Genomic DNA, 26,174 nt, shown 5'->3' with positions numbered 1-26,174 from the left:
TACGTTGGATTGGGTAGATCTGATCGGGTATATGCATTATAGACGTATCATTCGATTGAGCTGATTCTATGCTGGAGGTACTATTGGTTATTATGCTGCTATGGGTGTAGTTGAATGATTTTGACTATATATCTATTATTCAAATATTCAAAAAAGCCCGCACTCTGTATGTTAACAGCATACAGGTGCAGGCTTTTTATTCATTCAAAACTGGTCGATCAACCAGTAATTTTTTGATTGATATCTATTTGATTAGACTGTGCAAACTTGGATTACTCGGAGCCGAGGAATATATAACGGCAGATTACGATAATTGCCAGAATCCACATCAGCCAGTGTACTTTTACTTTGTGTCCTGTAAATATATTGCAAAAGAAGCCCAGTACCACATAGGCAACGATACCGGCAGAAATACCGTTCGCAATACCATTGGTAAATGGCATAAAGATAATCGTCAGGAAAGCCGGGAAAGCCTGCATAAAGTCATCCCATACAATATGACGCACCTGGCTCATCATCAGTACACCCACGATAACTAGCGCCGGGGCTGTTGCTGCCGAAGGAACCATCAATGCTAGCGGGGCAATAAACAGCGCCAAGATAAACAGTACACCGGTCGTCACTGCAGTCAGACCTGTACGTCCACCTGCTGCAACACCGGAAGTACTTTCTACATAAGAAGTAATTGTACTTGTACCCAGCACTGCACCTGCACTGACACCAACTGCATCAACGAGCATGGCTTTGCTGACTTTTTTCTCGCCTTCTTTGCGATTCTTGAACAGACCTGCACGCTCTGCTGTACCTACAAGTGTACCGAAGGTATCGAACAATTCTACAAAAGTAAAGATAAATACGATCTCGAACAGTCCCAGACCGATTGCACCTTTGATATCCAACTGGCCAACAGCCAGATTATCAAAAGAAGGAAGCCATTGGGCGTGCGACAGTGTACTTACATCTGTCAGTCCCATCGGAATTCCGATCAGGGTCAACAAAATGATCCCAATCAGCAGTGCTCCGCGGATACGCATCACCATCAGAACACCGATAACGAACAGTCCGATCAGCGACAGCAGCGTGTCCTTATTATGAACAAAGTCACCCAATGCCAGCTGGAAGTTACTGCCTCTAACCGTAACCGGACCTGCCAGTTGACTCACATCCGTAATTCCGGTTACTGTAGCCGATACGGAGATCACATTCCCCAGCTTCAGACCGACAATCGTAACAAACAATCCGATCCCGACGGTAATCGCCATTTTGAGCGATTGCGGTACAGCGACCAACAGCAGCTGTCTTACCCGTGTGATCGTCAGAATAATAAAGATAATACCGGACAGGAACACGGCTCCGAGAGCTGCCTGCCAGGTAATCATGCCGTTGGAACCCAGTACGACAGTCATAAAGTAAGCATTGAGTCCCATCCCCGGTGCCAGCGCTACCGGAATATTCGCGAACAATCCCATCAGAATCGTCACGAGACCTGCGCCTACAGCTGTTGCAAAAAATACGCCCTGTGCAGGAATACCTGCTCCATCCGGTCCGAGAAACAGATTATTAACGAACAAGATATACGCCATGGTAATAAAAGTGGTCAGACCTGCGATTAATTCTGTTTTAACATTTGTGCCATGCTCCCGCAGCTTGAAGAAACGCTCCATTGTTATACTTTTCCCCCTCTTGGAAATAAATAAAGAAAACGACAAAAACCCCGATGGTATTGATGCTCATCGGGGTCTCATGGGTCAGTAACTGAGCGCTTCCTCTGCTCGCCATTATCAAAGTGAAGATTCACTGTAATAAACGACAGGCAAAAAGAGCGCTGACAGGTACTAATTTCCGTAGAGAGATCATTCCGGTGATCACGTAGAGACTCCTGCGCCAATCCGCAGGATTATACGAATATGTTAATATGTCGAATACTTTATAATACATCCGCGTTTCATGTTGTTTTGTAGAAGAATTGCTTTACTGGTTACATTCTAGGGGACGATATTATCGTTGTCAATCTAAAAATACGAATGTTGATTTGCAAGCGCATGCATATTGTTCGTTAATCCAATTTGGCACTAATAATAGGAGATACATGATTATTTTGGAAATGAAAATGATACTGCTTTTTTTGAGAATCATTGGGAAGAAACAGACAAGTATAAAGTGTGCGGAAAGAAAGATAGGTGGGTGGGTAGGTAGGTAGGTCGTGCGCAGAAACAGAGGGTACCAGCACAAAACCCACCTTACCTTTTCAAGAATAGAATACCTGAATGTATTCCTCTTGAAAGGCAAGGCGGGCAGATAGAGAAGTAGAGCAATTGAATACACTTGCAAATAAGCAGCAGCAGTTCTCAATTAGTTGTTGGTTGACTGGATCGAAATGGCGCAAAGCATCATTTCGTTATACAGAAACAGCGTTATTGTAATCTGAAAATATTACTGCAGTTTACCCTGCAATTCCCATACTTCTGCTGTTCCTGGTGTCTCGCCGGATGTCCACCATCTGGCTTTGTAAGTGCGTCCTTCGTGACTGACCAGATCGCCACCTACATAAACAGCGGTTGGACTCCATGCGTTCGCAGATGGATCGCCTGGCTGCTCCGGATCCGGTTGGGTAGGTACAGTATCTCCTTGTCCATTAACATTTACATCAATCACCTGGTAAAAAGCATTACCTGTATCGTAGATATCCCATACTCCCAAAATAACATGGTAGCCACTGCGATCGGATGGCACATTGATAGTATGCGATACCGTTTTGGCTGGCTTGGCTCCTTTGTCATCAATATAGGCAATCCGTTCCAGCGAGCTGCGTGTCAGCGGTTGGTTGGGATTCCAGCCGGGCTTGGTCATATAATACTGCCATCCACTGGTCGCATGCTGGGCGGTCAGGTTCCAGGTAATATTCAGTGCGCCTGTTTTGATATCGGTTTTGTGCCAGCGGGTAGCTGTCTGATCATCCAGCGGGGCGAATCCGGCCAATGCACCGCTGGCGATTTTGCCATCTCCCGGACCTGCATTGGGAAATCCTTTGGGAGCCTCGATACTTTGCGGTTCATATTGGGCGCTGCCTACGTTGGTATTCAGTCCAACTGCATTGGAACCTTTATAAGCGCGGCTGGCTGGCTGCGAGATATATCCATGGGCAAATACCGATGTACTCAGAATCATCATACATGTACTTGCTGCAACAACGGCGGTCAGGGTTTTTCTCAATTTCATTGTATTCCCTCCAGGTTATAAGTTAGTGGAATGATCATACAGTTACTTAGACGAGTTGCCATACCTCTGCCTGACCCGGTGTCTCTCCGGTTGTCCACCATTTCGCTTTGTACGTCTTGCCGTTGTAGCTCACGGTATCTCCACCCACATAAATCGCGGAAGCACTCCATGCTGTAGCAACAGGTTGTTCAGGCTGTGGATTCGGTTGCGGGTTAGTTGGATTCGTAGGCGTGGTAGCGTTACCATAAATCAGATTGTTATACGATTGGGAGAACTTTTGATTATAGGGAACTCCTGCAGCGTTACTGCCCAGATCCCAGTTGACTGACCAAGTCATTACGCCTTTGAGCTGCTGACCTTTGGCTGCCAGATCAGCGAATACTCTGTACACGACTTGAGGGTCTTTGACTTCGCCGTTACCTGCTGCATCTGCATTGGCTGGAAGTCCCAATACCAGCTTGTTTGCCGGAATCTGCAGGAAGCCTCGTGTACCGTGGATAAACGAATCCGACATATAATAGAGGAAGTTGTATTTATCGGCATCCGAATTCTGGGATACCCACTTATTCACTTCATCGACCCAGAGTCCGTCACCGGCCTGGTTATATAATTGAGGAGCGATAAAATCGTAATATCCTGCCAGACTGGTCAGATACGGTTCATACGCACCACCCGGTTTGAGATATGGAAATTCCGGTGCCATAGTGATCAGGAATGTTTTGCCTTGCGCTTTGTAATGGTCTTTGACAATTTTGAGGGCACCTGGAATAACCGTCGTATTAGCTCCGGCTTTGATTGCATTTTGCTCCAGATCAATATCCAGTCCATCGAATCCATATACATCGACCAGACGGATAATTTCATTGGCAAACGCCTGCTCCTGTCCTGCACTCAATTGGATATGTGCATCGGCACCACCCAATGACAGAATGACTGCTGTACCTCTCGCATTCAGTGTACCGACCTGCTGACGGAATGCTGCATCAGAGATGCCTTCCGGCTTGAACGTCGGAATACCCGATCCGGTCATAAAAGCTACCGTTACTACATTGTAGGCAGCTGGAGATTCACTCAGCTGAATCGTACGGGAAGAACCACGGGCATAGCCGTCTCCTTTGGAAGAAGACCAGTTCTGCCAGTACCCTACCATGACTTTCTTGCCGGCAATACTCGGCATGGCGGCCGCACTGTCTTCTGCTGCATATCCGCTCGGAGCAGCCATTCCCAACATGGAACAGGTCATTACACCTGCGAGCAGCCATTTGCCTAATTTACGTGTACGTATTACGGTCATTGTATGCACTCCTTCAGTGATAGTATGTGATCGCAAAATCGTTGACACCAAGACGTCTGTTCCCCCTGCAGATCTGCTGTTATGTATCCCTCCTCTTCCTTCCATAACGATGTTGGTTACACTATTCATTATAATGTTTAAAATGTGAAAAACTTATGTATATCCGCATATTTGGAGGCAAAGCAATGAATGGCGTGAACCCCTATGCGCATATTGTCCATTATTGCTGTACATTGCTTACTCCGGAAGGCAAAATAGCTCACTTAACATACGGAATCTGTCGTAACAGCGCTGGGCTTTATCAACTTGTCCCAGCTGCTCGTAGCTGTATCCGCATTCATAATAAAGACCTTCCAGACGATAACAAAATCGGTGATCTTCACAGTAACGTATGCCCTGGGATGCGTAATCAATGGCCAGGCGATAGTCCTCGCTGGCATTGTACGCTCTGGCAAGACAATAAAATACCTGGGGAAAACGATAATCCAGCTCCTTGTATTGATAAAGGGACTGACGGCATTTGTGCAGCCAGCTAATGCAGCATCGCTGTTCTCCCTGAAGTGCATACCCGGCTGCCAGCGCCAGAATAACTTCTACTTCGTAAAGCGCAGGCAGGCGATCCGTATGATATGTCAGCTTTAACGCCTGCTGGATCATCTGAAATCCACGCGGAATCTGACCCAGTTGAAGATAGGCATATCCTTTTTGGCAAAGAATAAACTGCTGATCGATGACGGATGGACGTTCAATCTCTTCCATTTGGCAGTGTTCAATATAATCGATTAGCTCCGGATACATCTGCTGACGATGCAGATAGGTAATATTTTTGCGGATAGTCTGCATTTCGCTGATCTGGTCCTGGGCCATATCATAAAATATACGCACATCAACACCGCACTTGCGGGCAATACGGTACAGAATGTCTGCCGAGACAGACTCCACCCCTTTCTCAATCCGGCTAATCTGGGACTGATTGCAAATGCCGATTGCCAGTTGCTGCTGCGTCATCCCGCGCTGTTGTCGTACTTCGCGGATGCGCTGACCGATATAACGGTAATCCAGTACATTGTCGCCGATGAGATCCATTCCTGTTCCTCTCCTTTGCCGGTAGCTCCTTTCTATTTTAGCTGCTGCAACAGATAGAAATAATGTGTAAAAGTACGCAGATAAGGCGGAATTCTGCGGGCTTGCATATAACATCAGGCATAATATTAAAGATGTATTCTTAATGTGAGTTAATTCGTTATCGTTATATTCGAGTTATAAAATCAGTATATTTCGTAAAAAATTATATGAGTGATTACTCATATGTATCTGTATTATTATATGAATAATAATATGGAATAAAAATAATATAGTAGCTAAAACACTTATTTCCGTATTGTATCGAGTGCATTTTTCGTTATTCTTGCTTATGTTGGTTTGGATTTATTATTGCCTGGAATAGTAATAATGAGGATAAAAGCGAAAAAAAACTATTATGCCGAAACCGCAACATGGCTGTATACATAAAAAATCCGCCTGTACTGTCTCAGGCGGATTCCTTGTCGTATCGATACAATTATAATTTGTGGCAAGTGGATCATAGCGATATTATACGAAACAGAATGTGACGGATGAGTTGTTTCGATGCACACGCATATAAAAGCTTATGACTTTTGAAACGCTGACGGTTGCGGTTGCGGTTGCGGTTGCGGTTGCGGTTGCGGTTGCGGTTGCGGTTGCGGTTGCGGTTGCGGTTGCGGTTGCGGTTGCGGTTGTCAATTATCGGCTTGCAACCTTATCCATGTCAAGGGTAGTCCATTGTGCCTTTCACAGCGATATGCCGGCCTTTGCGATTCTCCAGCACTTTGACGTTTACCATAGAGCCTTCCTGAAAGCGCGGCCGGTTGATCGTATATACCGTCACAACAACGGCTGTATCGAACGGAAGCTGGGTAGGTTTTTCGATTCGCAGATCCAATCGCAGCTCCGGTTGTCCCATCTCGTATTTGCCGGTAGGCTCTACATTCAGGATACGTCCACGTGCTGTGTACCCTTCCTGGATAATGCGCTCTACCGGATTCTGGCGCTTCTGCAGGGCAGGCAGAACGATACCTGCTAGGATGAACACGATTAACAGCAGGATACAGCTGATTACAAGTGTCGTCGGGTCCATGGCTTCCACCTCTTTTCCAAAGGACAGCTGCTATTAATCCACATTCTGAATCTCGAAATGGTAAAAAGTAGTATCAAATCCCTTATCCATCGGACTCGCTGAATAAATACCTACCTGCAGCGGCTGTCCCGGCGGACAATCCAGATGGGTGATACGAATCTGCTCCCATTCTCCGGCTGCACTGACGCTACCTGCACGGAAATAGACGAAAAAGTCATTGCCTTCCCGTCTCACCCGAAACGATAACCGCTGATCGAAAATGCTGTTATCTACATTACGGGTGGACCAGTCTGAATAGCTGCGCTGGGTCACGGCTACACCCAGATGCGAGGACTCTTCCGGAATAAACTCGATCGATGTCTTGATCCAGTTAGCCGAATCGATCCCGATAAAAATGCCGGACTGATCATACGTCCGCTGTGGATGCATTTGCAGTTCGGCGACCGCTTCGAAATTCCCCTTGATCTCATCGTACAACACATGTCCGTTATATCGTTCAAACCCGTAGTAGGTTCTCATCCAGAAATCCGTATCTGGCCGACTTCGCAGCAGCAGATGGTCGTGCTCTACCGCCTTGTGCTCCGGTGGGAACATCTCCTGCAGACGGTCTATATGATGCGGAATATATTGCATACTATCACCTCATTGAAAGAAATCGATCGTATAACAAGCGTCTCTCCATGCTTTTAGAAAACGCTACCACTGTGTATATTACCAGATTCGTAGTACATTCGTACGTGAAAATATTCTCTCTCTGCTTCTGTGTGCTTTTTACCTGTTTTTTCCTGCCAACTGTATGACACCGGCAGATATATTCAATATAAATCGCTGCTAGTCGGTGGACAGCTAATCCCTGTGTAGATTAACCATTGGACAGGTTACCCAATCAGCATACAGGAAGCCATATTGGTATATACGTTCCCTTGTCTCCAAACCAATATGCATTTTATAAGAAAACGAATAAGATGCTCTATGAAGGAAATATGCAGTCTTTTGCACGGGATAACCTTTCAAAAACGCGGTAAAAAGAGTATCTTAGATATAGACTGGACTCAGCGAACTGCTGTTTGTCCAAAAAAAGAGTTAAAGGTGTGCGATACGTGCGAATTAATAAATATATCAGCGAATCCGGCATTACTTCCCGCCGGGGAGCAGACAAATGGATCAATGAAGGAAGAGTAACGATCAATAGTGCCGTGGCAGAACTGGGCAGCCAGGTCGAAGCCGGAGACGATGTACGAGTAGATGGCAAGCCAATCAAGGTAGAACAAGAAAATGTATATATTGCGCTGAACAAGCCTGTAGGCATTACGAGCACAACAGAGCGTCATATCAAAGGGAATATCGTGGATTTTGTTAATCATCCGCTGCGTATTTTCCATATTGGTCGTCTGGACAAAGACTCGGATGGGCTGATTCTGCTGACCAATGACGGAGATATCGTCAACGAAATTCTGCGTGCCGAGAACAAACATGAAAAAGAATATATCGTGACAGTGGATCGGCCGATCACTCAGGCATTCCTTAACAAAATGGCATCGGGCGTGGAAATTCTGGATACGGTCACTCTGCCATGCAAAGTGACTCAGCAGTCCAAATATGTATTCAAAATCATCCTCACCCAGGGGCTGAATCGTCAGATTCGCCGTATGTGTTCGGCACTCGGTTATGAAGTTCATGGACTGCGCCGTACCCGGATTATGAATATTCATCTGGGCAATCTGGCGATCGGGCAATGGCGTGACCTGACTCCTGCCGAGCTGGATCAGCTGTTCCGTGATCTGGATTATACGCCACGATCACAGTGATTCGATGCTGTGTGTTGGTCCATTTCGGATAGTATATGGCAACCAATGAATAACGCAAAAAGCTGCTTCCGGTGACAGGAGCAGCTTTTTTGATGTAGATCTATCCTTATCGGTAGATCTTTTTTTGTGTATCCACGAAGAGAGGCATCATACATGATTAATAAAGGTAAAAGAATTAGTAAACATGAAAAACATATCATGTGCGGCTCACTTCATGCACAGCAGAACATCTCTTAGAAGGAAGTTCTTTAATGCGATCTTATTTATAAAAGACTTTGTCCACATTGTACTTGGCTTGCAGACTGTTGATGATATACGTCTCGTAAATCTCTCGCTCGGTCGGGTCTTCCACGATGCATACGTCGATACGGGTAACCTCATCACGGTGTTCCTTGATCGGGGATACGGTATCTTCGAAATGCTTTTTGATACGTGGTCTGAGCTTACGGGCTTTGCCGACAAACAGCAGCTCGTCCTGTTCATTGTAGAACATGTAAATGCCGCCTACTTCGCGGGAAATCAGATGAAAATCGGTAAACCCATAGATATGGCTAAGTTCCGGATTGATTTGCTTGGTGATCGATACGTTAGGCGTAGGGATAGTAATCTGGATCAATTGCGGTTCACTTCCTTATTCAATATAGGTGTTCATCCTACCATAAATAAGGCGGGATTGATATCATCGAATTCAAAACTGCACATCATCGAGGTATCTAGTAGTTGCAGGTTGGTTGGAATTTACAGAATAGATCAAAAGCATGGTATCGGCGTGCTTGCGGTAATCGCTCCGGAAAGGGATAGGACACGTCCTCCGGTTAAGGCTGGAGATCATGGATTGTGCTGAGTAACAGATGATCTCCAGCCTTAAAGGTCGTCCTTTGTCCTATTCCCTGCGCTAAGTGGTTGGTGCAGCATGGGCTGGCTTATGCTGACTTGACTACTTTATTTGTATTAGAGCCGTTTATTTACAGGAATTAATTGGATGCTATTGCGAGTCTTTTGCATATTTGAGTATAGTTTTAGTTACTCGAACAATAGGCTGATTGTACATAATCTGCTTATTGAATAGTTATTTACTGTAACCGTGCAGGCGAAGTTCGCCGGAAATGTATTCGCCGAGGTAAATATCGGACAGACTATTGTATTTACGCTGCTTGACCTGGGCTTCGAGCCAGTGGATGTCTTTGTGAATCAGATCCAGTACATCCTGGTTGGCTTGGCCGTCGACGATGATCGGGTAACGAATATTCTCGTCGCCGTACTGAATAATGGTGAGTTGTCCATTCTGCTCCATGATCGCCCGTTTGACATGGTTGATCTCGTAGATGCCGGCAGAACGCAGCTTGAACATGAGTTCGTTGGCAGACATGCCGCAGCGCAGGCAGGCGCCGACTTCAACGTTGCCGTTGACGACCAGGGTAACCGGTCTGCCATCGACGATGCGTTTGACATAACGGTTATGTTCTTTGAGAAATTTGATAATAAATACGAGCAGCGTCCAGATAATCAGGACGAGGAAAAATTGCAGCGGTGTGACTGCTTCGTTATAGATCACGCCGCCAATAATGCCACCGAGCACATAATTCTGTACCTGATCCATAGCCGAAGTTGGCGCCAGATTACCTTTGCCCATCAGATTGATCTGGAAAATCAGGCAAAGAATACCGAGTGCCAGCTTGATAATGACAGGATAATAGGTCTCCATCTGTCAGCCTTCATCTCCTTTGGTAGTTATGGGTTTATCGATCGACCATCTTGATATCCGGGTTTACCAGATAGACTTCCTGAAGCGTATAGGCATTCATATCGGAAGTAAAACGAGCCGCGTAGTAGGTATCCTGGGCTTTGAGAATAATGCCGTCGCTGAGTGTGGTCGCATTGACGCTGAGCGTCGTCTCATCCAGATGCTGATCCTTGGCCATCTGGTGCATAAACTGCACCATCTGCGAGTACTTGGAATACGTGCTCTGATCCCGGGTATAATCGGAATACTGCACACCGATCAGGAAAACGATGACCAGCAGCAAAATGATGCTGAGATCGCGGTATTTGGTCTGGATCCGGTGGCGCAGATAGAGCGAGAATACGATCAGCAGGATGATCAGCGCGACAAAGATAAAGATGTATTTCAGGTACAGATTGATCGTGGATTGACCTTCCAGATAGGTGATGGTGTAGAAGTTCATCCTGGGTCTCCTTTGCAAATTATGTTCCGGTAAAATCTATTCATATAGTGTAATGATGTATTTCGATATAACAGCAAACCAAAAGTATACAATATACTCCATTCAAAGCGTACAACCTGTATATGGAGGTTGTTTCTATATTTGTATCGGATAGGTAAATACGCGAAATTAGTTTTGTACGAATTTTGGCATGGTATAGTTCTATTCATCCTATAAAAGGAGGTACACATATGAACAATCCCTTTGCTTCGTTAGCGTGGTTGCGTTCTATTCTGTCACAGGCGAATAAGCAAGAAATTGCAAATCTACATATGGAAAATCAAAATTTTGCCTATGAAGGCATGACTTTTAAAATAGGAAAATATACATTCCGAAGCAGACGCGCTAAACCCACGCCCAAAAAGAAAGGTTATTTTGTAGTGTTTTGGGAAAAAGATAGCGATAACAACAATCAGGCTTACAGCTATGAGGACTGTCCCGATCATGTCATCGTTCATGTAATAGAACATAAACAAAAAGGACAGTTCATTTTCCCCAGGGAACTTCTGCTGAAGCATGGTGTGCTGCGTACAGATGATCGAAAAGGAAAAATGGCGATACGTGTATATCCCGATTGGGAAAAGGACCTAAATACATCTGCCAGCTCGACGCAAAAATGGCAGCTGCCGTATTTTATAAAAGGAACGACAGCTGCAGAGATAGATGCTCTCCAAAATTGGTATTTGAAATTATAGGCTAATATTGTGCCCTGCCGCTTTCCGATTCGGCCAGTCTTTTCAATTCCTGAGCACGAACAGTGAGTAAGCGGGTCATATACTTTTTGAGAAATAAAAAGTCAGCGATATTGCCCAGTATACCAAGAGGCGATTTGTATTCAAAGTGATCCTTCATTACTGTACCTGCTCCAAGCTTGATAAACTTGTGCGTATGTCTAAAGGAATGAAACGCGCCGCTAACCATCACATCCACAAAAATATGCGGCTTCTCCATGTGTATGATCTTCGCTGTTAACCGCTGTCTAATACCGAAATGAACTGCTTCCCAGGTGACTTCTTCACCTTTCTCCATATAGCCGCTTGTTCTGCCGCTTACCGCTCTCTCGTTCGTACTTGCTGTTGTCTGCATATGTATGTCTACATTTCGAGCTAGATCAAAACAAACTTCAACCGGCGCTTCGATATAGATATCGTGCGTAATGATCGGCATGATGTGACTCCTTTGTCCATGAAATAAAGAAGCAGCCTGGCCCAAGACCAGACTGCCCTTTGGAGTTATATACCCGATTTTATCCTATTCCCACTCAATCGTTGCTGGTGGTTTCGAAGTAATATCATACACAATACGGTTGACGTTATCCACTTCGTTAACGATACGTACGGAGATTTTCTCCAGTACATCCCATGGAATACGTGCCCAGTCTGCAGTCATACCGTCGATGGAGGTTACAGCGCGGATACCTACCGTGTAGGAATACGTGCGTGCATCACCCATAACGCCGACGCTCTTCATGTTCGGCAGCGCTGTGAAATACTGCCAGATTTCGTTTTCCAGACCGGCCTTGGCGATTTCTTCGCGCAGGATGTAGTCGGAATCACGAACGATTTGCAGTTTGTCTTCCGTTACTTCACCCAGCACACGGATCGCCAGACCCGGACCTGGGAACGGCTGACGCCATACGATCGCACGTGGCAGACCGCATTCTTCGCCGACTTTACGTACTTCGTCTTTGAACAGTGCTTTCAGTGGCTCGATCAGTTCAAATTCCATATCTTCTGGCAGACCGCCGACGTTATGGTGAGATTTGATCGTCTGTGCTGTAGCGGTTCCGCTCTCTACGATATCCGTATACAGGGTTCCCTGTGCCAGATACGCAAAGTCGCCCAGCTTTTTGGATTCTTCGTCAAATACATAGATAAACTCGTTACCGATGATTTTACGTTTTTGCTCTGGATCGTCTACGCCTGCCAGTTTGGACAGGAAGCGCTCCTGTGCATCGATTTTGACTACTTTCATATCGAATTTGCCGACAAACGTCTCCATTACGCTCTCAGCTTCACCTTTGCGCAGCAGACCATGGTCGATAAACATACAGGTCAGCTGGTCGCCGATCGCTTTGTGCAGCAGAATCGCTACCACGGAAGAATCGACACCGCCGCTCAGTGCGCACAATACGTTTTTGTTGCCTACCTGCTCGCGGATTTCCTTGATGGTATCCTCGATGAATGTCTGCATGCTCCACTCGCCGTGGCACTGACAGACTTCGTACAGGAAGTTACGGATCATTTCGTTACCGAATACAGAGTGACGCACTTCCGGATGGAACTGCACTGCATACAGATGACGCTCTGCATTGCTCATCGCTGCGATTGGTGCAGACTCGGTGCTGGCATCCACGACAAAGCCTTCTGGCAGACCAACCACATGGTCACCATGGCTCATCCATACCGTGTGGCTGGATTCCATACCTTTGTTCAGTGCACAGTGCGGCATGAAGTCCACATCGGACTTGCCGTACTCGCGCTTAGCGGAACGTTCTACTTTACCGGACAGTTGTTGAGCCATTAGCTGCATACCATAACAAATACCGAAGATTGGCACATTCAGATCATAGATCGCCGGATCGACATGCGGCGCGTCCTCCGCGTACACACTGGATGGGCCACCGGAGAAGATAATCCCTTTTGGCGCCAGTTCACGGATTTTCTCGACAGGGGTGTTGAACGGCAGTAACTCACTGTATACACCAAGATCACGGATACGTCTTGCAATTAACTGATTGTATTGTCCACCAAAATCAAGGACAACAATTATTTCATTTGGACTGTTCATTCATGTGCCTCCCACTTTTCAATGAGTCTAATTATACCTATGGGGAAAAGAGACCGTCAAGGCTTAAAGCCTTATGATTTCAGCATTTTTCGAAAACTTGCAATCTAATTTTCATATTGTGGAGAAATCGAGGAATCGGCAAGAAGAACAGGCCGCTTCCTTTCGAAGAATCTGCTGCGTGTACGCGTCCAGTGGACGCTGGGCTGGTGGACTTTGCCCTATCAAAACGATTAATATATAAAGATACCGTTATAGTAAAAATATAACAGAAAATAGATAATGGGTTGAACGCATTATTTTGCCGCCGGTCTTAACCGATATAGAGAACATGTGGCAAAATAAGACGATATTACAACTTGGCATGGGGGCAATCTATGGGATTCATGGACTATCTGCAATCACTTCTTACCGAGCATGGCTACCTGGTGCTATTTCTGGGACTGCTGCTTGAATTTATCGCGTTACCTTTTCCCGGAGAGCCGACGATGGCATACGCGGGTTATTTATCCTATATGGGCACTCTTAATATCGCGCTGGTCTTATTGTGCGCTTTTGCAGGCACCACGATCGGGATGACCATCACGTATTTTATCGGGAAAAAGGCGGGGTTGCCATTTATGCGCAAATACGGCAAATGGATGCTACTCCCGGAACACAAGCTCGACAAAGCGCAAAAATGGTTCAACAAGTATGGCTATACACTCGTGTTTGTAGGTTATTTTATACCGGGCGTGCGGCATTTTACAGGTTATTTCTCCGGCATTATGAATTATAAATTTTGGCGGTTCGCTGCCTATGCCTATAGCGGTGCGCTGGTCTGGGTCGGCTTGTTTATCGCACTCGGGAAGATTTTTGGACCGCAGTGGTCGATGATTTTCCAATGGATTCACGATTATTCATTTGAAGCGATAGCGACTCTGGTCGGTCTTGTGCTGGCGGTGTTCATTGTGAAATATCGCAGATGGCTAGGGATTCAGCTAGTGAACCGGTTTGGGAAGAAAAAACCGGACGATTCGGCGAGAGAATAGAATAGGATTATTTCGATATAAAGAACAGGATGGATCATGGGAGGAACTGCCACAATCCATCCTGTTTTCATTTCAGCTGGCATAAAAAAGAGCCTGTCGATCGGTAGCTTCGATCGACAGGCTCTTTTTATAATAATCTGCTGTTTGTTTTCGTGAATTATCTTAGCGTACAGCCAATTATACCGTGTGGTGGTTGCGATTATCCTTCGCCTCGTACAGCCTCAAGCACCTTCTCGATATGTCCTTTCACTTTCACGTTGCGCCATTCCTGCTGGAGGTTGCCCTCTTCGTCAATCAGGAAAGTGGAGCGTACAATGCCTTCGTACTCCTTGCCGTACATCTTTTTCAGCTGCCATACGCCATAGGCTTCAGCAACAGCATGGTCGGGATCGGAAAGCAGTGGAAATGGCAGTTCATGTTTGACGGCAAATTTGTCGTGGGAGGTTACGCTATCCGGACTGATGCCCAGCACCACAGCACCGTACTGCTCGTATCCGGCTGTGCTATCGCGGAAATCGCAGGCCTGCTGGGTGCAGCCAGTTGTATTGTCTTTCGGATAAAAGTATAGGACTACCTTCTTGCCACGGTAGTCACTAAGGGAGATTTCACGTCCTTCGGACGCTTCTAGAGTAAAATCGGGAACCGGTTGCCCCTGTTGCAGTTCGCTCATGTTCAGGACTCCTTTGAATTAATATAGGTATACAGGTACATTACTTCTATACAGAGACAGAGTCATTTTACAATAAGTACCGGACAGTGTGCACGCTTGACTACCTTATGGCTGACGCTACCCAGTACAAACTCCTGCAATGCATTCAGCCCGCGCGTGCCGATGATGATCAGGTCGGCTTGCTGCTTCTGCGCATATTGGACAATCGATGGCCCCGGATCGCCATTAATAATGGTGATCTTTGGATGCAGATTCGCTTCGGTTAATACTTTTGCGACAGGCTGTAGCTTTTGCTGACGGTTATACTCGATTTCGTCATGCGTATGGGAATGCAGCACTTCGTCTTTTACCCTTGATGGATCAGCAGCAAACACAATTTCAATGACTGCCTCTGGCGCGATAGCAGCGATTTTGACGGTCTCCACAGCAGCTCGTATCGAGTTATCCGATCCGTCAGCTGCGAGTATAATATGTTGATACATAATACTCACCTCTGTTCCTGTGAATTAGATGCTCTATCTACAATCATACTGTACTTGTCAGGCTGCGGTAAGTCATTTATGCTTCACACTTTCCGCAGACAACTATATACCGCTCCCCATTATTCGTTTCCGGCCTACCGCAGAATATTTCTAGATGGCTATACAGACTCTATCCACATACTACCCACACAATATCACTGCATATTGATTCTTCAATAAAACAGGACCAAAATCTGCCTGACTTCTCCAAAAGAGAGTAACCAACTGTATTGCAAACAATATGTATTCCTCTCTAATTTCCTTCCTCAAAAGGATTGATCAAGAAAAATTAAATTGCTTACTTACCTTCAATTAACAACGTCATTCCACTTCCAAACTTTTAAATTTATTTCAATATTATATTTTTTTATAAAAAATACTAAATTATTGCTTTAATCGTCCGACATATAAAAGCGGAGAACAACATCTGTTCTTCTTACACACCATCCAAACATCATATACAACGAGGAGCACTTATTTTGAAATTAGTTAATCGTCAGAAATTAATCGCTACAGCTATCATCCTGGGTATTACTGCAACTCCTTTTACATCTTCTCCATGGTCTACATCTACAGCTTTTGCTGCTCAAGCGGATACGGCTTCGATGACCGAAGTACGTACGCTTGGATTGATGACAGGTGGAGCCAAAGGCGACTTTATGCCTGATAAAGTACTTACACGTGCTGAAATGGCCAAAATTCTGTGCAATATATTTGAATTAAACGTGAATAAAGAGTCCAAAACCTCCTACCTGGATGTATCCTCAGCCAACTGGAGTGCACCTTATATAGAAGCTGTTCAGGCTGCCGGTTATATGCAGGGCAGTGGCGAACTGTTTTACCCGAATCAGGCGGTAACCCGTCAGGAACTGATCACTTCCCTGGTGAAAGCAATGGATCTGCATAGTGAGATGGCAGACAACTCCTCTCCAAGCGCGATGGATATTGCACGTTCGTATGGATTGGCTATCGCAGATAGCACTACGGATGCCAATGCACCGCTGAGCCGCCAAACCAGTGCAGATCTTTTTATCCAGCTGCTGGATCATCCGGTAGGTCAGGTCGATGCACAGGGCAGTACAGTGCGTGTCGGCAATATTCCTTACAAAGTAGATGGCGATCTGCAAGGTCTGTTTGGCATCGAGAACGGCAGCGTTCTAAAAGGAGCCAAATTAAACATTGATCGCAGCCAACGGACCGTAACAAATATCAACACGATTGAATTGAATAGCAACGGCGGCGTTTTTGACGGTAAAGGCATTTCCTTTAGCGGGAACCTGATCGTTAATGGCTCGGTGACTCTCAAAAATATCCAGTCTACAGGCAATCTGCAAATCAATGGAGACCAGGGTACCAAGCTGACAGCAAAGCTGGATAACAGCAGCTGGGGCAATGTAATGATCTCCTCGATGGATTCGATCCTACAAGCATCCGGCAGCTCCAAAGTCGGAAAACTGACGCTGAGCAATACAGCTACTGTACAGACAGAAGATACCGCGTCGATCCAGCAGCTCACCATCCAACCGGATCTGAAAAAGCTCACCCTGAATGGTACAGTCGATGTATTGGATGCTTCCCTGTATAACGGCAGCCCTCTTGTTACGCTGCAGCCAGCTGCTGTAGTAGGTAACATTACCCTGTCCAAAGATAAATCGGCCAACGACGTTATTCTTAACTACGGTGCCCAAAAATCAGCGGTATCCATGATCAATGGTACCAAAAACACCGAGAATCCTGCTCCTGCTGCCAATACGACTAGCGGCGCTAAGAAAAAGGACAAGGATAAAGAAAAAGACCAGGAAATCATCGGTCTGGATGTCTCCCACCTACTGTCTGGCGTGAACAAAGCGAATGAGCTGCTTCATACCAAAGACATGCCAGAACTGGGCGAAGTGCCTACCCTCTGGCAGGATATGTTAGTGCAAGCAGTCGATACAGCTACACAGGTATTGAATAAAACGGATAATACCCAGAAAGATATTGATTCTGCTGTCGAAGCTTTGAATACAGCTACTGAACTGTACACTTCTTCCCAAAATGCACTGTATAGTTATTACGATCTTCTTATGACGGTGAGACAAGTACCAGGCGACTATACGGATGCAGGTCGTTTCCCATTCAAAGAACGTATGATGAATTTCGCGATGGATTATTACAATCCTTTGACAAGCAAAGCGCAGTTTGACGATTACTCTGCAGCTATTGCCCAGATGAAAATGCAGTTCGAGCAGATCAAAGATGTTGATTTCACTGAACTGAATCTAATGTTGAGAAATATAGATAATCTGTCCAATAATCTGGCTAACACTGAAGATGCCGCGAAGTTGACGGATATGTATAATCGTTATACCAATGAAATGCATAAGCTGATGACCCAAGATGAAGTGAACGGTCTGCTGCAACAACTGACTGAGGAGTTCCACGCAAGTGGTCTGGATCAACCGATCCATTCGGGTGGAGACTATCATGTCAAACTGCAGTCGCTGACAATGGAAGTTCATCAATTGCTCTATAGCCAAAATGATCAACTGGATCGTTATATGAGACCCGAATTTTTGACAATTAGTGAGGTATTGAACAAGGCCAGCATGTCATTAATGGATCCTGATGCTCTGTGGACCGAAGAAGAAGCTTATAACAATTTGAGTGCAGCCTGGGCTACTTTCAAGCCTGCCTATGATCAAAAAGTTATAGATCTATACAACAACCTCTCCAAACAGGTGAACCATATCGATAATGTTATGGAAGAGTATGGTCAATATATGTCTGAATATGATGCTCATCAGCTTAAGTCGCGGCGGGCAGCTGCAGTAGAATTGCTGGATTCGAATAATGCCAGTGTAAGTACGTTGGGATATACACTGTCACTTACCAACGATATATTGAAAAATGTAAATCTTAAAAACCCGACTCGCCTTCAGGCTGTGGTCGATCAAGCCAAAATGGAATATACCAAATATGCCATGTATCATGATGAATACTATGGCAATGGTAGCTACAAGGATAATATGAACTTCTATGGTGTTCTCGGTTATGCAGAAGCATTAATAACAAGTGAAAATGCGCGCCAGAGCAATCTGGATGAGTATGAAATCAGATTAAAAGAAGCACTGGCAGACTATAGTACCGATTGGATTCTTCCAAATATGATCACTAATGCGGTAAATAATGCTCATTATAATCTGGATCGTGCTGCTAATACCTCCGATCAATACTATCTGAATCTTAAGAATGCTAGCGAGAAGATGCAATCGAGAAGCTCCGATATTTCTTTCCTGGAACTACGGGATCTGTATATCAACCTGGTAGAGACCAACCGTGCATATGAACAACGTCCGACTGAAGTTAGTGATGAGCCGGTATCTTCTATCCCGGGCGATTCTTCCGAAACACCAGCTACTGATCCGAATCCATCTGCTCCAGCTTCCGGCACAGAAGAAACCACGCCTGCTTCTGGAACAGAAACAGCACCTGCTACCGATACTCCGGCTGCACAGGAGCCTGCAAAAGAAACAACACCGGATTCAGGCAGTGGGCAGACTTCGCAGCCTGTAGATAACAACCAGCCGCCAACTTCGTTTGAACCTGCTGATCAGCATTACGATTATTCCGCACCGCCGAAAAACAACGAAGCTCAAGCAGAAGCACCGACACCAGTCGTAGCTGCAGAACCGGAAACTACAGAAGCTCCGTAAACGGTTTATCGCTGTTTTCTTTTCCTTAAAAAGAAAACACGAAATAAAACCGGTTAGGTACGATCTATTCAAAGACCGGCCAATTCACGAAAAAAGAGCGACCATGCAGGAGAATACTCCACAGCACGGTCGCTCTTTTTACTTTATTTACAGGAAATCCACTAACTATAATCTTCTATTAATATAATCTTGTCGTCTGCTATTTTGAATTTGGAGGTTCCTGTTAACTCCAGACGTTCCCCACTCTTGTATCCATTCGGCAGATCGACAGCAAATGTACCGGTATAAGTAATGCCTACCTCAATACAATTATCGCTCATGTTATAGCCGGTAATCGTCTGACAGCGGACAGCAAACATCGCTGCGGACTGCTGTGCCAGCTCTCTGAATTGCTGTATCCCCTGGGTCTGCGTAGTGATTTCTCCGCCAGCAATATTCCTGAAAGTAATATCATCGTGCAGGAAGCTCATCATGCCTTCAATATCAAAGGTGTTATACGCTTGTACATACGAATCAATCATATCCTTCATTTCTCTGCTCATCATCTCATTATCGCTCCCTCACATGGCGAATAAACAGCAACATCATCCTAGCATGTTTTTTCTGCAGTTACATCCGTCCAAAGGAATAAAAAGAAAGGATGGACTTAGTTCGTATCTGCTGTCTTGGCAGCCATAGCAGATGCTGATTTCTCAATCGTATGCTTGGAACCAATCGCATTGGTCCAATCCGGATAAGCGGAATCCACCCACCATGTATCTTTTTGCGGCTGCTGGGTGATCTGGTAGGTCCAGTCCAGATTCTTCTTGCCGATCTTGCCGTTCGGATCTGTGGTCTGGTATACCTGTGTAGCGTCCAGCTGAATACTGTCTTTGTGAACTTCGACAGAATCCAGATCAATCACGACTTTTTGCAGCTTGTATTTTAGAGGTGTCGAGAAAAAGCCTTTCATTTCATACTCTGCCCGACTATAGTAATCCGAATTGGGATTTACACTTTTGAGTACTTTGGCATTACTTGTATTCATTGCTTCGGCCAGACTGACCGAAGCGTTATATACGCTATCCAGCGCCAGGTCGGCAATAGGCTTTTGTACGACTGTATTGAGGTCGTAGTTTTTCCCTTCCTCCTGATTCAGGGTTACTTCTCCGGTAATATCCTTGCCCTGCGCCTTGATTTGTACAGCAATCACGGACTTTTCCGGAGCCGGCTGGATCTGAATATACTGGCTCGGATCGCCGGTAACCGGCTTATCATTCAGTGTTACTGTAGAGTCCATCTCGGGAAGACGCAGATCCAGCGAAGCCATCTGCGTATAGTCAAATGCCGCTTCTGCCGGACGATTAATACTAAAGGCTTCCACCTTATCGGTGATCGGTACATCTGCATATGCGCTGCTGATTGTTCCTTTATACGTATAGACGGCTGGCCACAGATCCTTGATCGTATCTTGCTCTTTGTCTGTCTTGAGGCTGCCGATCGTCATGGAAGTGGTCAGATTCTCATTCATATACGATAAGGCTGCTTTGACATCTACTGGTTCTACATGCACCACCCAGCGTGTACCGCGCCAGGAATCCACCGGTACAATAGTCATCCAGTAGGATTGATTGATGCGGTCTCTGACCTGACTTCTCAGGGACTCTACCATGGCCGAGCCTGCTTCCTGGCTGGCTTCGGCGCTATCCAGTGCATTCTCGATCTGTTCTGCATAGGCTGACTTGGTGTCTTCATTTTGCAGGGCTTCTGTAAATAATGCCAGTCTCTGCTCTTCTCGTAGCGGAGAATCCGGATCATCCAGATGCTTGACCAGTTCATTCGTATCTCCAGCTTTTACAGCTGCATTCAGCTGATCTGCAAGCTCTTCCGGTGTAGAAGGTCCATTGGTGGCACGCAGAATCAAGAAAGCGATAAGCAGCAGGGCAAGCGCACCTCCGCCAATGATCAGTCTGCGCTTAGTACGAGGCGAGAGCTGAATCGGCTCTCTGACCGGCTGCGGCTCTGGATGAGCTGCTGTATTCATCATTTCTGCAGTCGATTCAGGCTCCAGGCGCTGACCGCATTCTCTGCAAAACACCCAGTCCGGCTGTGTAGGGGTACCGCAATGTCCACAGTACATCTATTGTCATCTCCTTATATGGAAAATATTAAACCATGTATGGTAATGGTTACTCGATTAAATTCCTGTTAAAAAAGGCCTCCACCCAATCCTTTGAGTCCATCCATGAGCTCGGTACCAAAAGAATTAAATACAACCAATACAGCAACCACCTGAATCAGTACAGCAGCTGCAATAAACCAGACAGCACGTTCACGGTGGATACGGAAAATCTCTATACCTGCATACAGCGTCAACATCAGCGATGCGATAACTGTCGTCAGCAGCAAGACCAGAGAAGCTTTGACCGATACAAACATTACCAGTGCCGCAACGATCAGGGCTGCGCCAACGATCCATTGCAGACCACCTATTTTAACCAGACTGTCTTTCCAGCCAATACGCTGTGTGCCCAGCTTGCTGCCTAATAGAAAAACAGCTACCAGCATGACAATCAGAGATACCAGGCCGAGAACAAGCATATGATTGACGATAGGCAAATACTCGCTCGCATCACTATATGCTTCACTGTCATCCCTCATCAGACCGCCGAACTGGGCAATCATCGCTTTGATTAGCTGATGCTTGAATGACCATGACCACAGTATAAAACCGACGAGTGAAGCGATAATTCCAAGCACTCCATATAAGAAATCGCTATCCCCTCTTAAATGCAAAGCAGACATGGGATTTTTCAGCAGATTCAGAATTTTATGACGATCTACGCGTGCCAATTGTTCTTTTGCTGTAGTCATAATAGGTGCTGAGGCTGTCGCTGCTCCAGCTGTTGATTGTTCTGCCATACAGGTATGTATTTCGTTCTCATGAAGCTGTGTACCGCATTTTGTACAATATGCCATTTCTATTCCTCCGATATGTAGTTAAAATGAACTAGGTCATATTATCTATTTTCGACCCGTTGTATATAGTACCATGTTACTTGAAGAGTTTCCAATCATTTTTAAAATTAGCAAATGTAGTGGGAGACGGGTTGGATAACGCTCAATTGGTGGTGGATAAACACCGCTACAGGAAGGGATTCTGCCGGCGACCTCCGGTTAAGCCTGGATATTTTGAACAACCGCTTGCAGCGGTAAATATCCAGGCTTAAATGTCGGTCTCTGGCAGAATTCCCTTCCTTTCGCTCTGTATATAGGGAGGTCATGCGTTATCTACTGGGGTGTGAAAAGGTAAATTGGCGGTGATGTGCTGCTGTGATGTTGAAATACAGATGTAAGTAGGGTCAGTTTGATTGGATTGGATAGGTTCGATTGGATGGTATGGATGGGATAATTGGAGTTGTAAGTTTAGGTGGTGTAAATGGGATGCAGTAAAAAGAGTTGGCTGGTATGGGGGGCATATACATAGCGGTATAGCAAGACACTGTACAAGATAATGTATTCGAGGTTTGTGATTAATGTGTACTGCTAAATGGTCTGAAATATAAAATGCCAGCAAAGACGATGAACACGCCTTGCTGGCATTTGAACTAAAATTCGAATTACAATTATAACTTTGATAAATATCAGGGTCTGAAATTCAACTACGAAATCAGCAGCAAATGAAAACAACTACTCGGAGCGGAGGAAAGGGAATGATCCGGCAGGCCGACCTTTAAGATTGGATATTTACCGAGATCAGCGGGATTTCAAAATATCCAATCTTAACCGAAGGCAAGCAGGATCATCCCTTTCCGAAGCGGTAGCTGCACTCCATTCTCCAGTCATCTTTCAAACTACTTGCACGGAAAAATCACATCACCTGCTCATCCGTAAGCATAGTCAATCACGACACCAACGAGCACCGGCATGCATGATGCAGATATAGCAACGTACGTAGGGTGGTCAAGACCCCGCTCCGCGGTATCTTTTTACCCCACTGTTCCACAGCAGCAGACTCGCTGTGAAGAATACAATGCCCATAACCGGTGTCAGCCAGGCCATCGCCATCATCTCCTGCCGCTGCAAGAACAGGGCTGCCGGATAGATCCCGACAAAGGCAAAAGGCAGAACCCATGTGAGAATAATCTGAATAGCACGGTTGTAGATGGTAATCGGGTAACGGCCGTATGTCTGGATATTCACCATCAGCGGAATGATTCCGGTCGGTGAATCCGAGTAGAACGAGACTGATGTTAGTATAATGTAGATTCCCGCGTAGATCAGGGTCGAACCGATCGTCATAATGATCAGCACAGGAATATACCACCACTCCAGCTCCAAACCCAGCTGGCCGCCGCTCCAGATCATGATAATGATACCAATCACCGAACCGATCAGGGACGGTGGGTCCAGATTTTCCAGGAAAATTTGGAACAGGCTGTGCGCCGGACGGGTCAGGATGCGGTCCATCTCGCCTTTGACAATATAGCGGTCACCAAAGTTCCATAGATTAATAAAGCAGCTGTACAGTCCATATGGCACCATAAAGTATCCATACACAAAGACTACCTCTGCTTCGGTAAATCCGCCCAGTGTCTTCGTATGAGCGAATACAACGAAGATAAAGATCAGATTAGTGGCCTGGAACAGCAGATCCGATATTACTTCTACCCAGAAATCTGCGCGGTAGGTCAATCTTGTTTTTACATAATTGGTAAAGTATTCCCAGATCAATCCCAAATAAAACATCGACTCAGCCCCCCTGTACGAACAGCCGCACCCGGGCAGCGCGCCATGTGAAATAAATCGGTATCAGCAGAATCAGGAACCAGATCACCTGAATGCCGAGTACTTCGAGAATCCCTGTACCTTGCACACGTCCGGTAAATACCGAACCCGGCAAATACGTAATCGCCTGAAAAGGCAGGAAGTTCATAATACCAGTCAGCCAGCCCGGGAAAAAGCTGATCGGAATCAGCAGACCGGAGAACAGATCGACCACTACCCGCTTCATGCGCATCAGTCCATCATTATTTTCAATAAAAAAGGCCATCAGGCCAATCAGGATATTGATCTGCGAATTAATCAAAAAGCTGAAAAACAGCATCACCAGAAAGCCTATCCACGATACCGGACTGGTCGGCAGCTGCACCGGGAACAGCAGTACCGCAATAATCATGCCCGGAATCATAAACATCGTGAACCGGAAGATTCCTTCGCCGAATCCCTGCATCATCTTCACCAGCAGGTAGTTATACGGCCGGATAAACTGGATCGCGATCGTACCGTCACGAATCTCGGTCGCGATCTCCCGGTCCAGATTATTAAAGTAAAAGGCCCTTGCCATCCACGATACTGCCACATACGTCGTCATCTGCGCAGCCGTAAATCCGGCGAGTTGTTCCTTGCCGCCGTAGATCGCCTGCCAGGTGAAATAGTATACTCCGATATTGAGCGTATAGACCAGAATACCGGAATAATAATTGACCCGGTATGCCAGCATGGTAAGAAACCGGATACGGATAAAATCCAGATACAGACTAGACATGCAGCTTGACCTCCGGCTTCTCTGCCGAACCGGAACTGTAGATCTGGCGTACAATCTCATCCGTGCTCGTCTCCGAAATCTGCACATCCGTCACTTCCGCCTGGCTCAGAATACGCGAAAATACATCCGATACCGCCATATCTGCGGGTACGAGCGCTGTAGCAACCAGATCGCTCTCCTGCGTCCAGGTGACCGGCAGCCCCATCGTCCATGCATTCAGCTGGGCTGCCTGCACAGCTGCGCCAAACTGGAACCGAACTTCCCTTCCGCGACCCCAGCGGGTTTTGAGTTCATCCAGACCGCCATCGTAGATGATACTGCCTGCATCCAGCATAATGACACGTGAACAGAGCGCTTCGATATCCTGCAGATCATGGGTCGTCAGCAGAATGGTCGTACCCTGCGTCCGATTCAGATCCTTAAGGAATTCGCGGATCTCCGATTTGACGACGATATCCAGTCCAATCGTCGGCTCATCCAGAAAAACAATCGATGGATTATGCAGCAGCGCCGCTACCAATTCGCAGCGCATTCGCTGACCCAGACTGAGCTTGCGCACCGGGCGACTGAGCAGTTCCTGCAGTTGCAGACGCTCTACCAGCTCATCCAGTCTTTTTTTGAAATCGGCTTCGGATACCTGATATACCTTGCGCAGCAGCTGGAATGACTCAATAACACCGATATCCCACCACAGCTGACTGCGCTGTCCGAATACGACGCCGATTCCCTGTACAAACTTTTCGCGCTCCTGATACGGCACATAGCCGTTGACCTTGATATGGCCGGAAGTCGGCACGAGGATGCCTGTCAGCATCTTGATTGTGGTTGATTTGCCGGCTCCATTCTCCCCGATATATCCGCAAATCTCGCCCTGCGGAATCGTAAAACTGATATCGTTAACCGCTGCCACTTCCCGGTATTCGCGGGCAAACAGATCCTGCAGCGCACCCTTAAGTCCGCCCCGGCTCTGCTGAATCCGGAAGTTCTTGCGTAGATCCTGTACTTCTATTGCCTGCATGAATGTCTCCTTTGTGACCCATTTGTAACTTTTGGGGTCTTTTTTGTATGACGGGGGAACAGTATAATCACACACAGAGCCAATGGGGGTTGACGGTAGCTAACTTACTTGTTCCATGGTTGTGTGATAATTGATTGTTGCCTGAAAAGAAATTATAATGTACGGGTGTTGTTAAGACAATGCAAAGTAACTAACTTTTATCCACCGGGTATTTCGCAGAT

24 protein-coding genes, 1 pseudogene and 1 riboswitch (1 of these 26 only partly in view) are annotated in these 26,174 nt (G+C 46.1%); of the genes and pseudogenes, 5 read left to right on the top strand and 20 right to left on the bottom strand.

All coding sequences use genetic code 11. From position 1 onward, the window contains the following. On the top strand, nucleotides 1-64 hold the 3' end of the coding sequence (locus tag AR543_RS05760; RefSeq protein ID WP_060532597.1) for a formylglycine-generating enzyme family protein. The gene continues 950 nt to the left of window position 1, outside the view; 64 of the gene's 1,014 nt are visible here — the last part of the coding sequence; its start codon lies beyond the left edge, outside the window; its stop codon occupies nucleotides 62-64. A gap of 208 nt (nucleotides 65-272) precedes the next feature. Here the strand turns inward: AR543_RS05760 and AR543_RS05755 are convergent, their stop codons facing one another. From AR543_RS05755 to AR543_RS05730, 7 genes and pseudogenes are all read right to left on the bottom strand, one after another. Then, a complete protein-coding gene (locus tag AR543_RS05755; protein WP_060532595.1) occupies nucleotides 273-1,664 on the bottom strand; it encodes an NCS2 family permease in 1,392 nt (463 codons plus the stop codon). A gap of 161 nt (nucleotides 1,665-1,825) precedes the next feature. Then, nucleotides 1,826-1,925, bottom strand: a riboswitch (purine riboswitch). A gap of 508 nt (nucleotides 1,926-2,433) precedes the next feature. Continuing rightward, entirely contained in the window at nucleotides 2,434-3,219 is a 786-nt protein-coding gene (locus AR543_RS05750) for a lytic polysaccharide monooxygenase (protein ID WP_060532593.1), read from the bottom strand. A gap of 46 nt (nucleotides 3,220-3,265) precedes the next feature. Further along, entirely contained in the window at nucleotides 3,266-3,469 is a 204-nt protein-coding gene (locus AR543_RS25025) for a carbohydrate-binding protein (RefSeq protein WP_418304220.1), read from the bottom strand. Next, nucleotides 3,467-4,513 (bottom strand): annotated as a pseudogene (locus tag AR543_RS05745) (glycosyl hydrolase family 18 protein); the annotation flags it as partial. The pseudogene AR543_RS05745 and the gene AR543_RS25025, both read right to left, overlap by 3 nt. A 237-nt stretch (nucleotides 4,514-4,750) precedes the next feature. Beyond that, on the bottom strand, nucleotides 4,751-5,599 hold the full coding sequence (locus AR543_RS05740) for a helix-turn-helix domain-containing protein (protein ID WP_060532589.1): 849 nt from the start codon (nucleotides 5,597-5,599) through the stop codon (nucleotides 4,751-4,753). A gap of 703 nt (nucleotides 5,600-6,302) precedes the next feature. After that, entirely contained in the window at nucleotides 6,303-6,671 is a 369-nt protein-coding gene (locus AR543_RS24425) for a hypothetical protein (protein WP_060532587.1), read from the bottom strand. Nucleotides 6,672-6,704: 33 nt separating this feature from the next. Further along, a complete protein-coding gene (locus tag AR543_RS05730) occupies nucleotides 6,705-7,304 on the bottom strand; it encodes a DUF1349 domain-containing protein (RefSeq protein ID WP_060532585.1) in 600 nt (199 codons plus the stop codon). 467 nt (nucleotides 7,305-7,771) lie between these two features. Here AR543_RS05730 and rluF point away from each other — a divergent pair, with 467 nt between their 5' ends. Continuing rightward, a complete protein-coding gene (gene rluF / locus AR543_RS05725; RefSeq protein ID WP_060532583.1) occupies nucleotides 7,772-8,479 on the top strand; it encodes a 23S rRNA pseudouridine(2604) synthase RluF in 708 nt (235 codons plus the stop codon). A gap of 259 nt (nucleotides 8,480-8,738) precedes the next feature. On the opposite strand, the gene AR543_RS05720 is transcribed toward rluF, so the two are convergent. The 3 genes from AR543_RS05720 to AR543_RS05710 form a co-directional block, all read right to left on the bottom strand. Next, a complete protein-coding gene (locus AR543_RS05720) occupies nucleotides 8,739-9,095 on the bottom strand; it encodes a nucleotide excision repair endonuclease (RefSeq protein WP_060532581.1) in 357 nt (118 codons plus the stop codon). 453 nt (nucleotides 9,096-9,548) lie between these two features. Next, nucleotides 9,549-10,184, bottom strand: a complete 636-nt coding sequence (locus AR543_RS05715) for a DUF421 domain-containing protein (protein ID WP_060532579.1) — start codon at nucleotides 10,182-10,184, stop codon at nucleotides 9,549-9,551. A 34-nt stretch (nucleotides 10,185-10,218) separates the two neighbouring features. Further along, a complete protein-coding gene (locus AR543_RS05710; RefSeq protein WP_060532577.1) occupies nucleotides 10,219-10,665 on the bottom strand; it encodes a DUF3290 domain-containing protein in 447 nt (148 codons plus the stop codon). A 230-nt stretch (nucleotides 10,666-10,895) separates the two neighbouring features. Here AR543_RS05710 and AR543_RS05705 point away from each other — a divergent pair, with 230 nt between their 5' ends. Then, entirely contained in the window at nucleotides 10,896-11,399 is a 504-nt protein-coding gene (locus AR543_RS05705) for a MepB family protein (RefSeq protein ID WP_060532575.1), read from the top strand. A 1-nt stretch (nucleotide 11,400) separates the two neighbouring features. On the opposite strand, the gene AR543_RS05700 is transcribed toward AR543_RS05705, so the two are convergent. Next, nucleotides 11,401-11,871 (bottom strand): SRPBCC family protein, encoded by a 471-nt coding sequence (locus AR543_RS05700; protein ID WP_060532573.1) that lies wholly within the window; start codon nucleotides 11,869-11,871, stop codon nucleotides 11,401-11,403. 84 nt (nucleotides 11,872-11,955) lie between these two features. Then, nucleotides 11,956-13,494, bottom strand: coding sequence for a glutamine-hydrolyzing GMP synthase (guaA, locus tag AR543_RS05695; RefSeq protein ID WP_060532571.1), 1,539 nt, complete (start codon nucleotides 13,492-13,494; stop codon nucleotides 11,956-11,958). Between the two features lie 374 nt (nucleotides 13,495-13,868). On the opposite strand from guaA, the gene AR543_RS05690 reads away from it, so the two are divergent. Further along, on the top strand, nucleotides 13,869-14,522 hold the full coding sequence (locus tag AR543_RS05690; protein ID WP_060532569.1) for a DedA family protein: 654 nt from the start codon (nucleotides 13,869-13,871) through the stop codon (nucleotides 14,520-14,522). 199 nt (nucleotides 14,523-14,721) lie between these two features. Here the strand turns inward: AR543_RS05690 and bcp are convergent, their stop codons facing one another. Together bcp and AR543_RS05680 are read right to left on the bottom strand one after the other, a co-directional pair. Then, on the bottom strand, nucleotides 14,722-15,192 hold the full coding sequence (gene bcp / locus AR543_RS05685) for a thioredoxin-dependent thiol peroxidase (RefSeq protein WP_060532567.1): 471 nt from the start codon (nucleotides 15,190-15,192) through the stop codon (nucleotides 14,722-14,724). Between the two features lie 62 nt (nucleotides 15,193-15,254). Further along, a complete protein-coding gene (locus AR543_RS05680) occupies nucleotides 15,255-15,674 on the bottom strand; it encodes a universal stress protein (protein WP_060532565.1) in 420 nt (139 codons plus the stop codon). A gap of 518 nt (nucleotides 15,675-16,192) precedes the next feature. On the opposite strand from AR543_RS05680, the gene AR543_RS05675 reads away from it, so the two are divergent. Then, nucleotides 16,193-19,408, top strand: a complete 3,216-nt coding sequence (locus AR543_RS05675; RefSeq protein WP_060532563.1) for an S-layer homology domain-containing protein — start codon at nucleotides 16,193-16,195, stop codon at nucleotides 19,406-19,408. Between the two features lie 161 nt (nucleotides 19,409-19,569). Here the strand turns inward: AR543_RS05675 and AR543_RS05670 are convergent, their stop codons facing one another. The 6 genes from AR543_RS05670 to AR543_RS05645 form a co-directional block, all read right to left on the bottom strand. Beyond that, entirely contained in the window at nucleotides 19,570-19,953 is a 384-nt protein-coding gene (locus AR543_RS05670) for a nuclear transport factor 2 family protein (RefSeq protein WP_060532561.1), read from the bottom strand. Between the two features lie 101 nt (nucleotides 19,954-20,054). Next, complete coding sequence (locus tag AR543_RS05665; RefSeq protein ID WP_060532559.1) at nucleotides 20,055-21,527, bottom strand: zinc-ribbon domain-containing protein; 1,473 nt, start codon at nucleotides 21,525-21,527, stop codon at nucleotides 20,055-20,057. A gap of 68 nt (nucleotides 21,528-21,595) precedes the next feature. Further along, nucleotides 21,596-22,366: a hypothetical protein gene (locus tag AR543_RS05660; protein ID WP_060532557.1), complete on the bottom strand. Its 771-nt coding sequence runs from the start codon at nucleotides 22,364-22,366 to the stop codon at nucleotides 21,596-21,598. Nucleotides 22,367-23,350: 984 nt separating this feature from the next. Beyond that, the gene (locus tag AR543_RS05655) at nucleotides 23,351-24,136 is read right to left on the bottom strand and encodes an ABC transporter permease (protein WP_060532555.1); all 786 of its coding nucleotides are present in this window, start codon (nucleotides 24,134-24,136) and stop codon (nucleotides 23,351-23,353) included. Between the two features lie 4 nt (nucleotides 24,137-24,140). Then, the gene (locus tag AR543_RS05650) at nucleotides 24,141-24,935 is read right to left on the bottom strand and encodes an ABC transporter permease (RefSeq protein WP_060532553.1); all 795 of its coding nucleotides are present in this window, start codon (nucleotides 24,933-24,935) and stop codon (nucleotides 24,141-24,143) included. Beyond that, nucleotides 24,928-25,953 (bottom strand): ABC transporter ATP-binding protein, encoded by a 1,026-nt coding sequence (locus tag AR543_RS05645; protein ID WP_060532551.1) that lies wholly within the window; start codon nucleotides 25,951-25,953, stop codon nucleotides 24,928-24,930. The genes AR543_RS05650 and AR543_RS05645 overlap by 8 nt, the downstream gene beginning before the upstream one ends. Nucleotides 25,954-26,174: the final 221 nt, after the last annotated feature.

It is taken from the genome of Paenibacillus bovis (genome assembly GCF_001421015.2).
Lineage (GTDB): Bacteria > Bacillota > Bacilli > Paenibacillales > Paenibacillaceae > Saccharibacillus > Saccharibacillus bovis.
Note: the sequence above shows the minus strand (reverse complement) of the source record. Positions and strands in the feature narration are given on the sequence as shown.

Bases quoted from the DNA above. Each gene is read 5' to 3' on its own strand.
- AR543_RS05755 (WP_060532595.1), bottom strand. From the start codon at position 1,664: ATGGAGCGTTTCTTCAAGCTGCGGGAGCATGGCACAAATGTTAAAACA.
- AR543_RS05750 (WP_060532593.1), bottom strand. From the start codon at position 3,219: ATGAAATTGAGAAAAACCCTGACCGCCGTTGTTGCAGCAAGTACATGT.
- AR543_RS05740 (WP_060532589.1), bottom strand. From the start codon at position 5,599: ATGGATCTCATCGGCGACAATGTACTGGATTACCGTTATATCGGTCAG.
- AR543_RS24425 (WP_060532587.1), bottom strand. From the start codon at position 6,671: ATGGACCCGACGACACTTGTAATCAGCTGTATCCTGCTGTTAATCGTG.
- AR543_RS05730 (WP_060532585.1), bottom strand. From the start codon at position 7,304: ATGCAATATATTCCGCATCATATAGACCGTCTGCAGGAGATGTTCCCA.
- AR543_RS05715 (WP_060532579.1), bottom strand. From the start codon at position 10,184: ATGGAGACCTATTATCCTGTCATTATCAAGCTGGCACTCGGTATTCTT.
- AR543_RS05710 (WP_060532577.1), bottom strand. From the start codon at position 10,665: ATGAACTTCTACACCATCACCTATCTGGAAGGTCAATCCACGATCAAT.
- AR543_RS05705 (WP_060532575.1), top strand. From the start codon at position 10,896: ATGAACAATCCCTTTGCTTCGTTAGCGTGGTTGCGTTCTATTCTGTCA.
- AR543_RS05700 (WP_060532573.1), bottom strand. From the start codon at position 11,871: ATGCCGATCATTACGCACGATATCTATATCGAAGCGCCGGTTGAAGTT.
- guaA (WP_060532571.1), bottom strand. From the start codon at position 13,494: ATGAACAGTCCAAATGAAATAATTGTTGTCCTTGATTTTGGTGGACAA.
- AR543_RS05690 (WP_060532569.1), top strand. From the start codon at position 13,869: ATGGGATTCATGGACTATCTGCAATCACTTCTTACCGAGCATGGCTAC.
- bcp (WP_060532567.1), bottom strand. From the start codon at position 15,192: ATGAGCGAACTGCAACAGGGGCAACCGGTTCCCGATTTTACTCTAGAA.
- AR543_RS05680 (WP_060532565.1), bottom strand. From the start codon at position 15,674: ATGTATCAACATATTATACTCGCAGCTGACGGATCGGATAACTCGATA.
- AR543_RS05670 (WP_060532561.1), bottom strand. From the start codon at position 19,953: ATGATGAGCAGAGAAATGAAGGATATGATTGATTCGTATGTACAAGCG.
- AR543_RS05665 (WP_060532559.1), bottom strand. From the start codon at position 21,527: ATGTACTGTGGACATTGCGGTACCCCTACACAGCCGGACTGGGTGTTT.
- AR543_RS05660 (WP_060532557.1), bottom strand. From the start codon at position 22,366: ATGGCATATTGTACAAAATGCGGTACACAGCTTCATGAGAACGAAATA.
- AR543_RS05655 (WP_060532555.1), bottom strand. From the start codon at position 24,136: ATGTTTTATTTGGGATTGATCTGGGAATACTTTACCAATTATGTAAAA.
- AR543_RS05650 (WP_060532553.1), bottom strand. From the start codon at position 24,935: ATGTCTAGTCTGTATCTGGATTTTATCCGTATCCGGTTTCTTACCATG.
- AR543_RS05645 (WP_060532551.1), bottom strand. From the start codon at position 25,953: ATGCAGGCAATAGAAGTACAGGATCTACGCAAGAACTTCCGGATTCAG.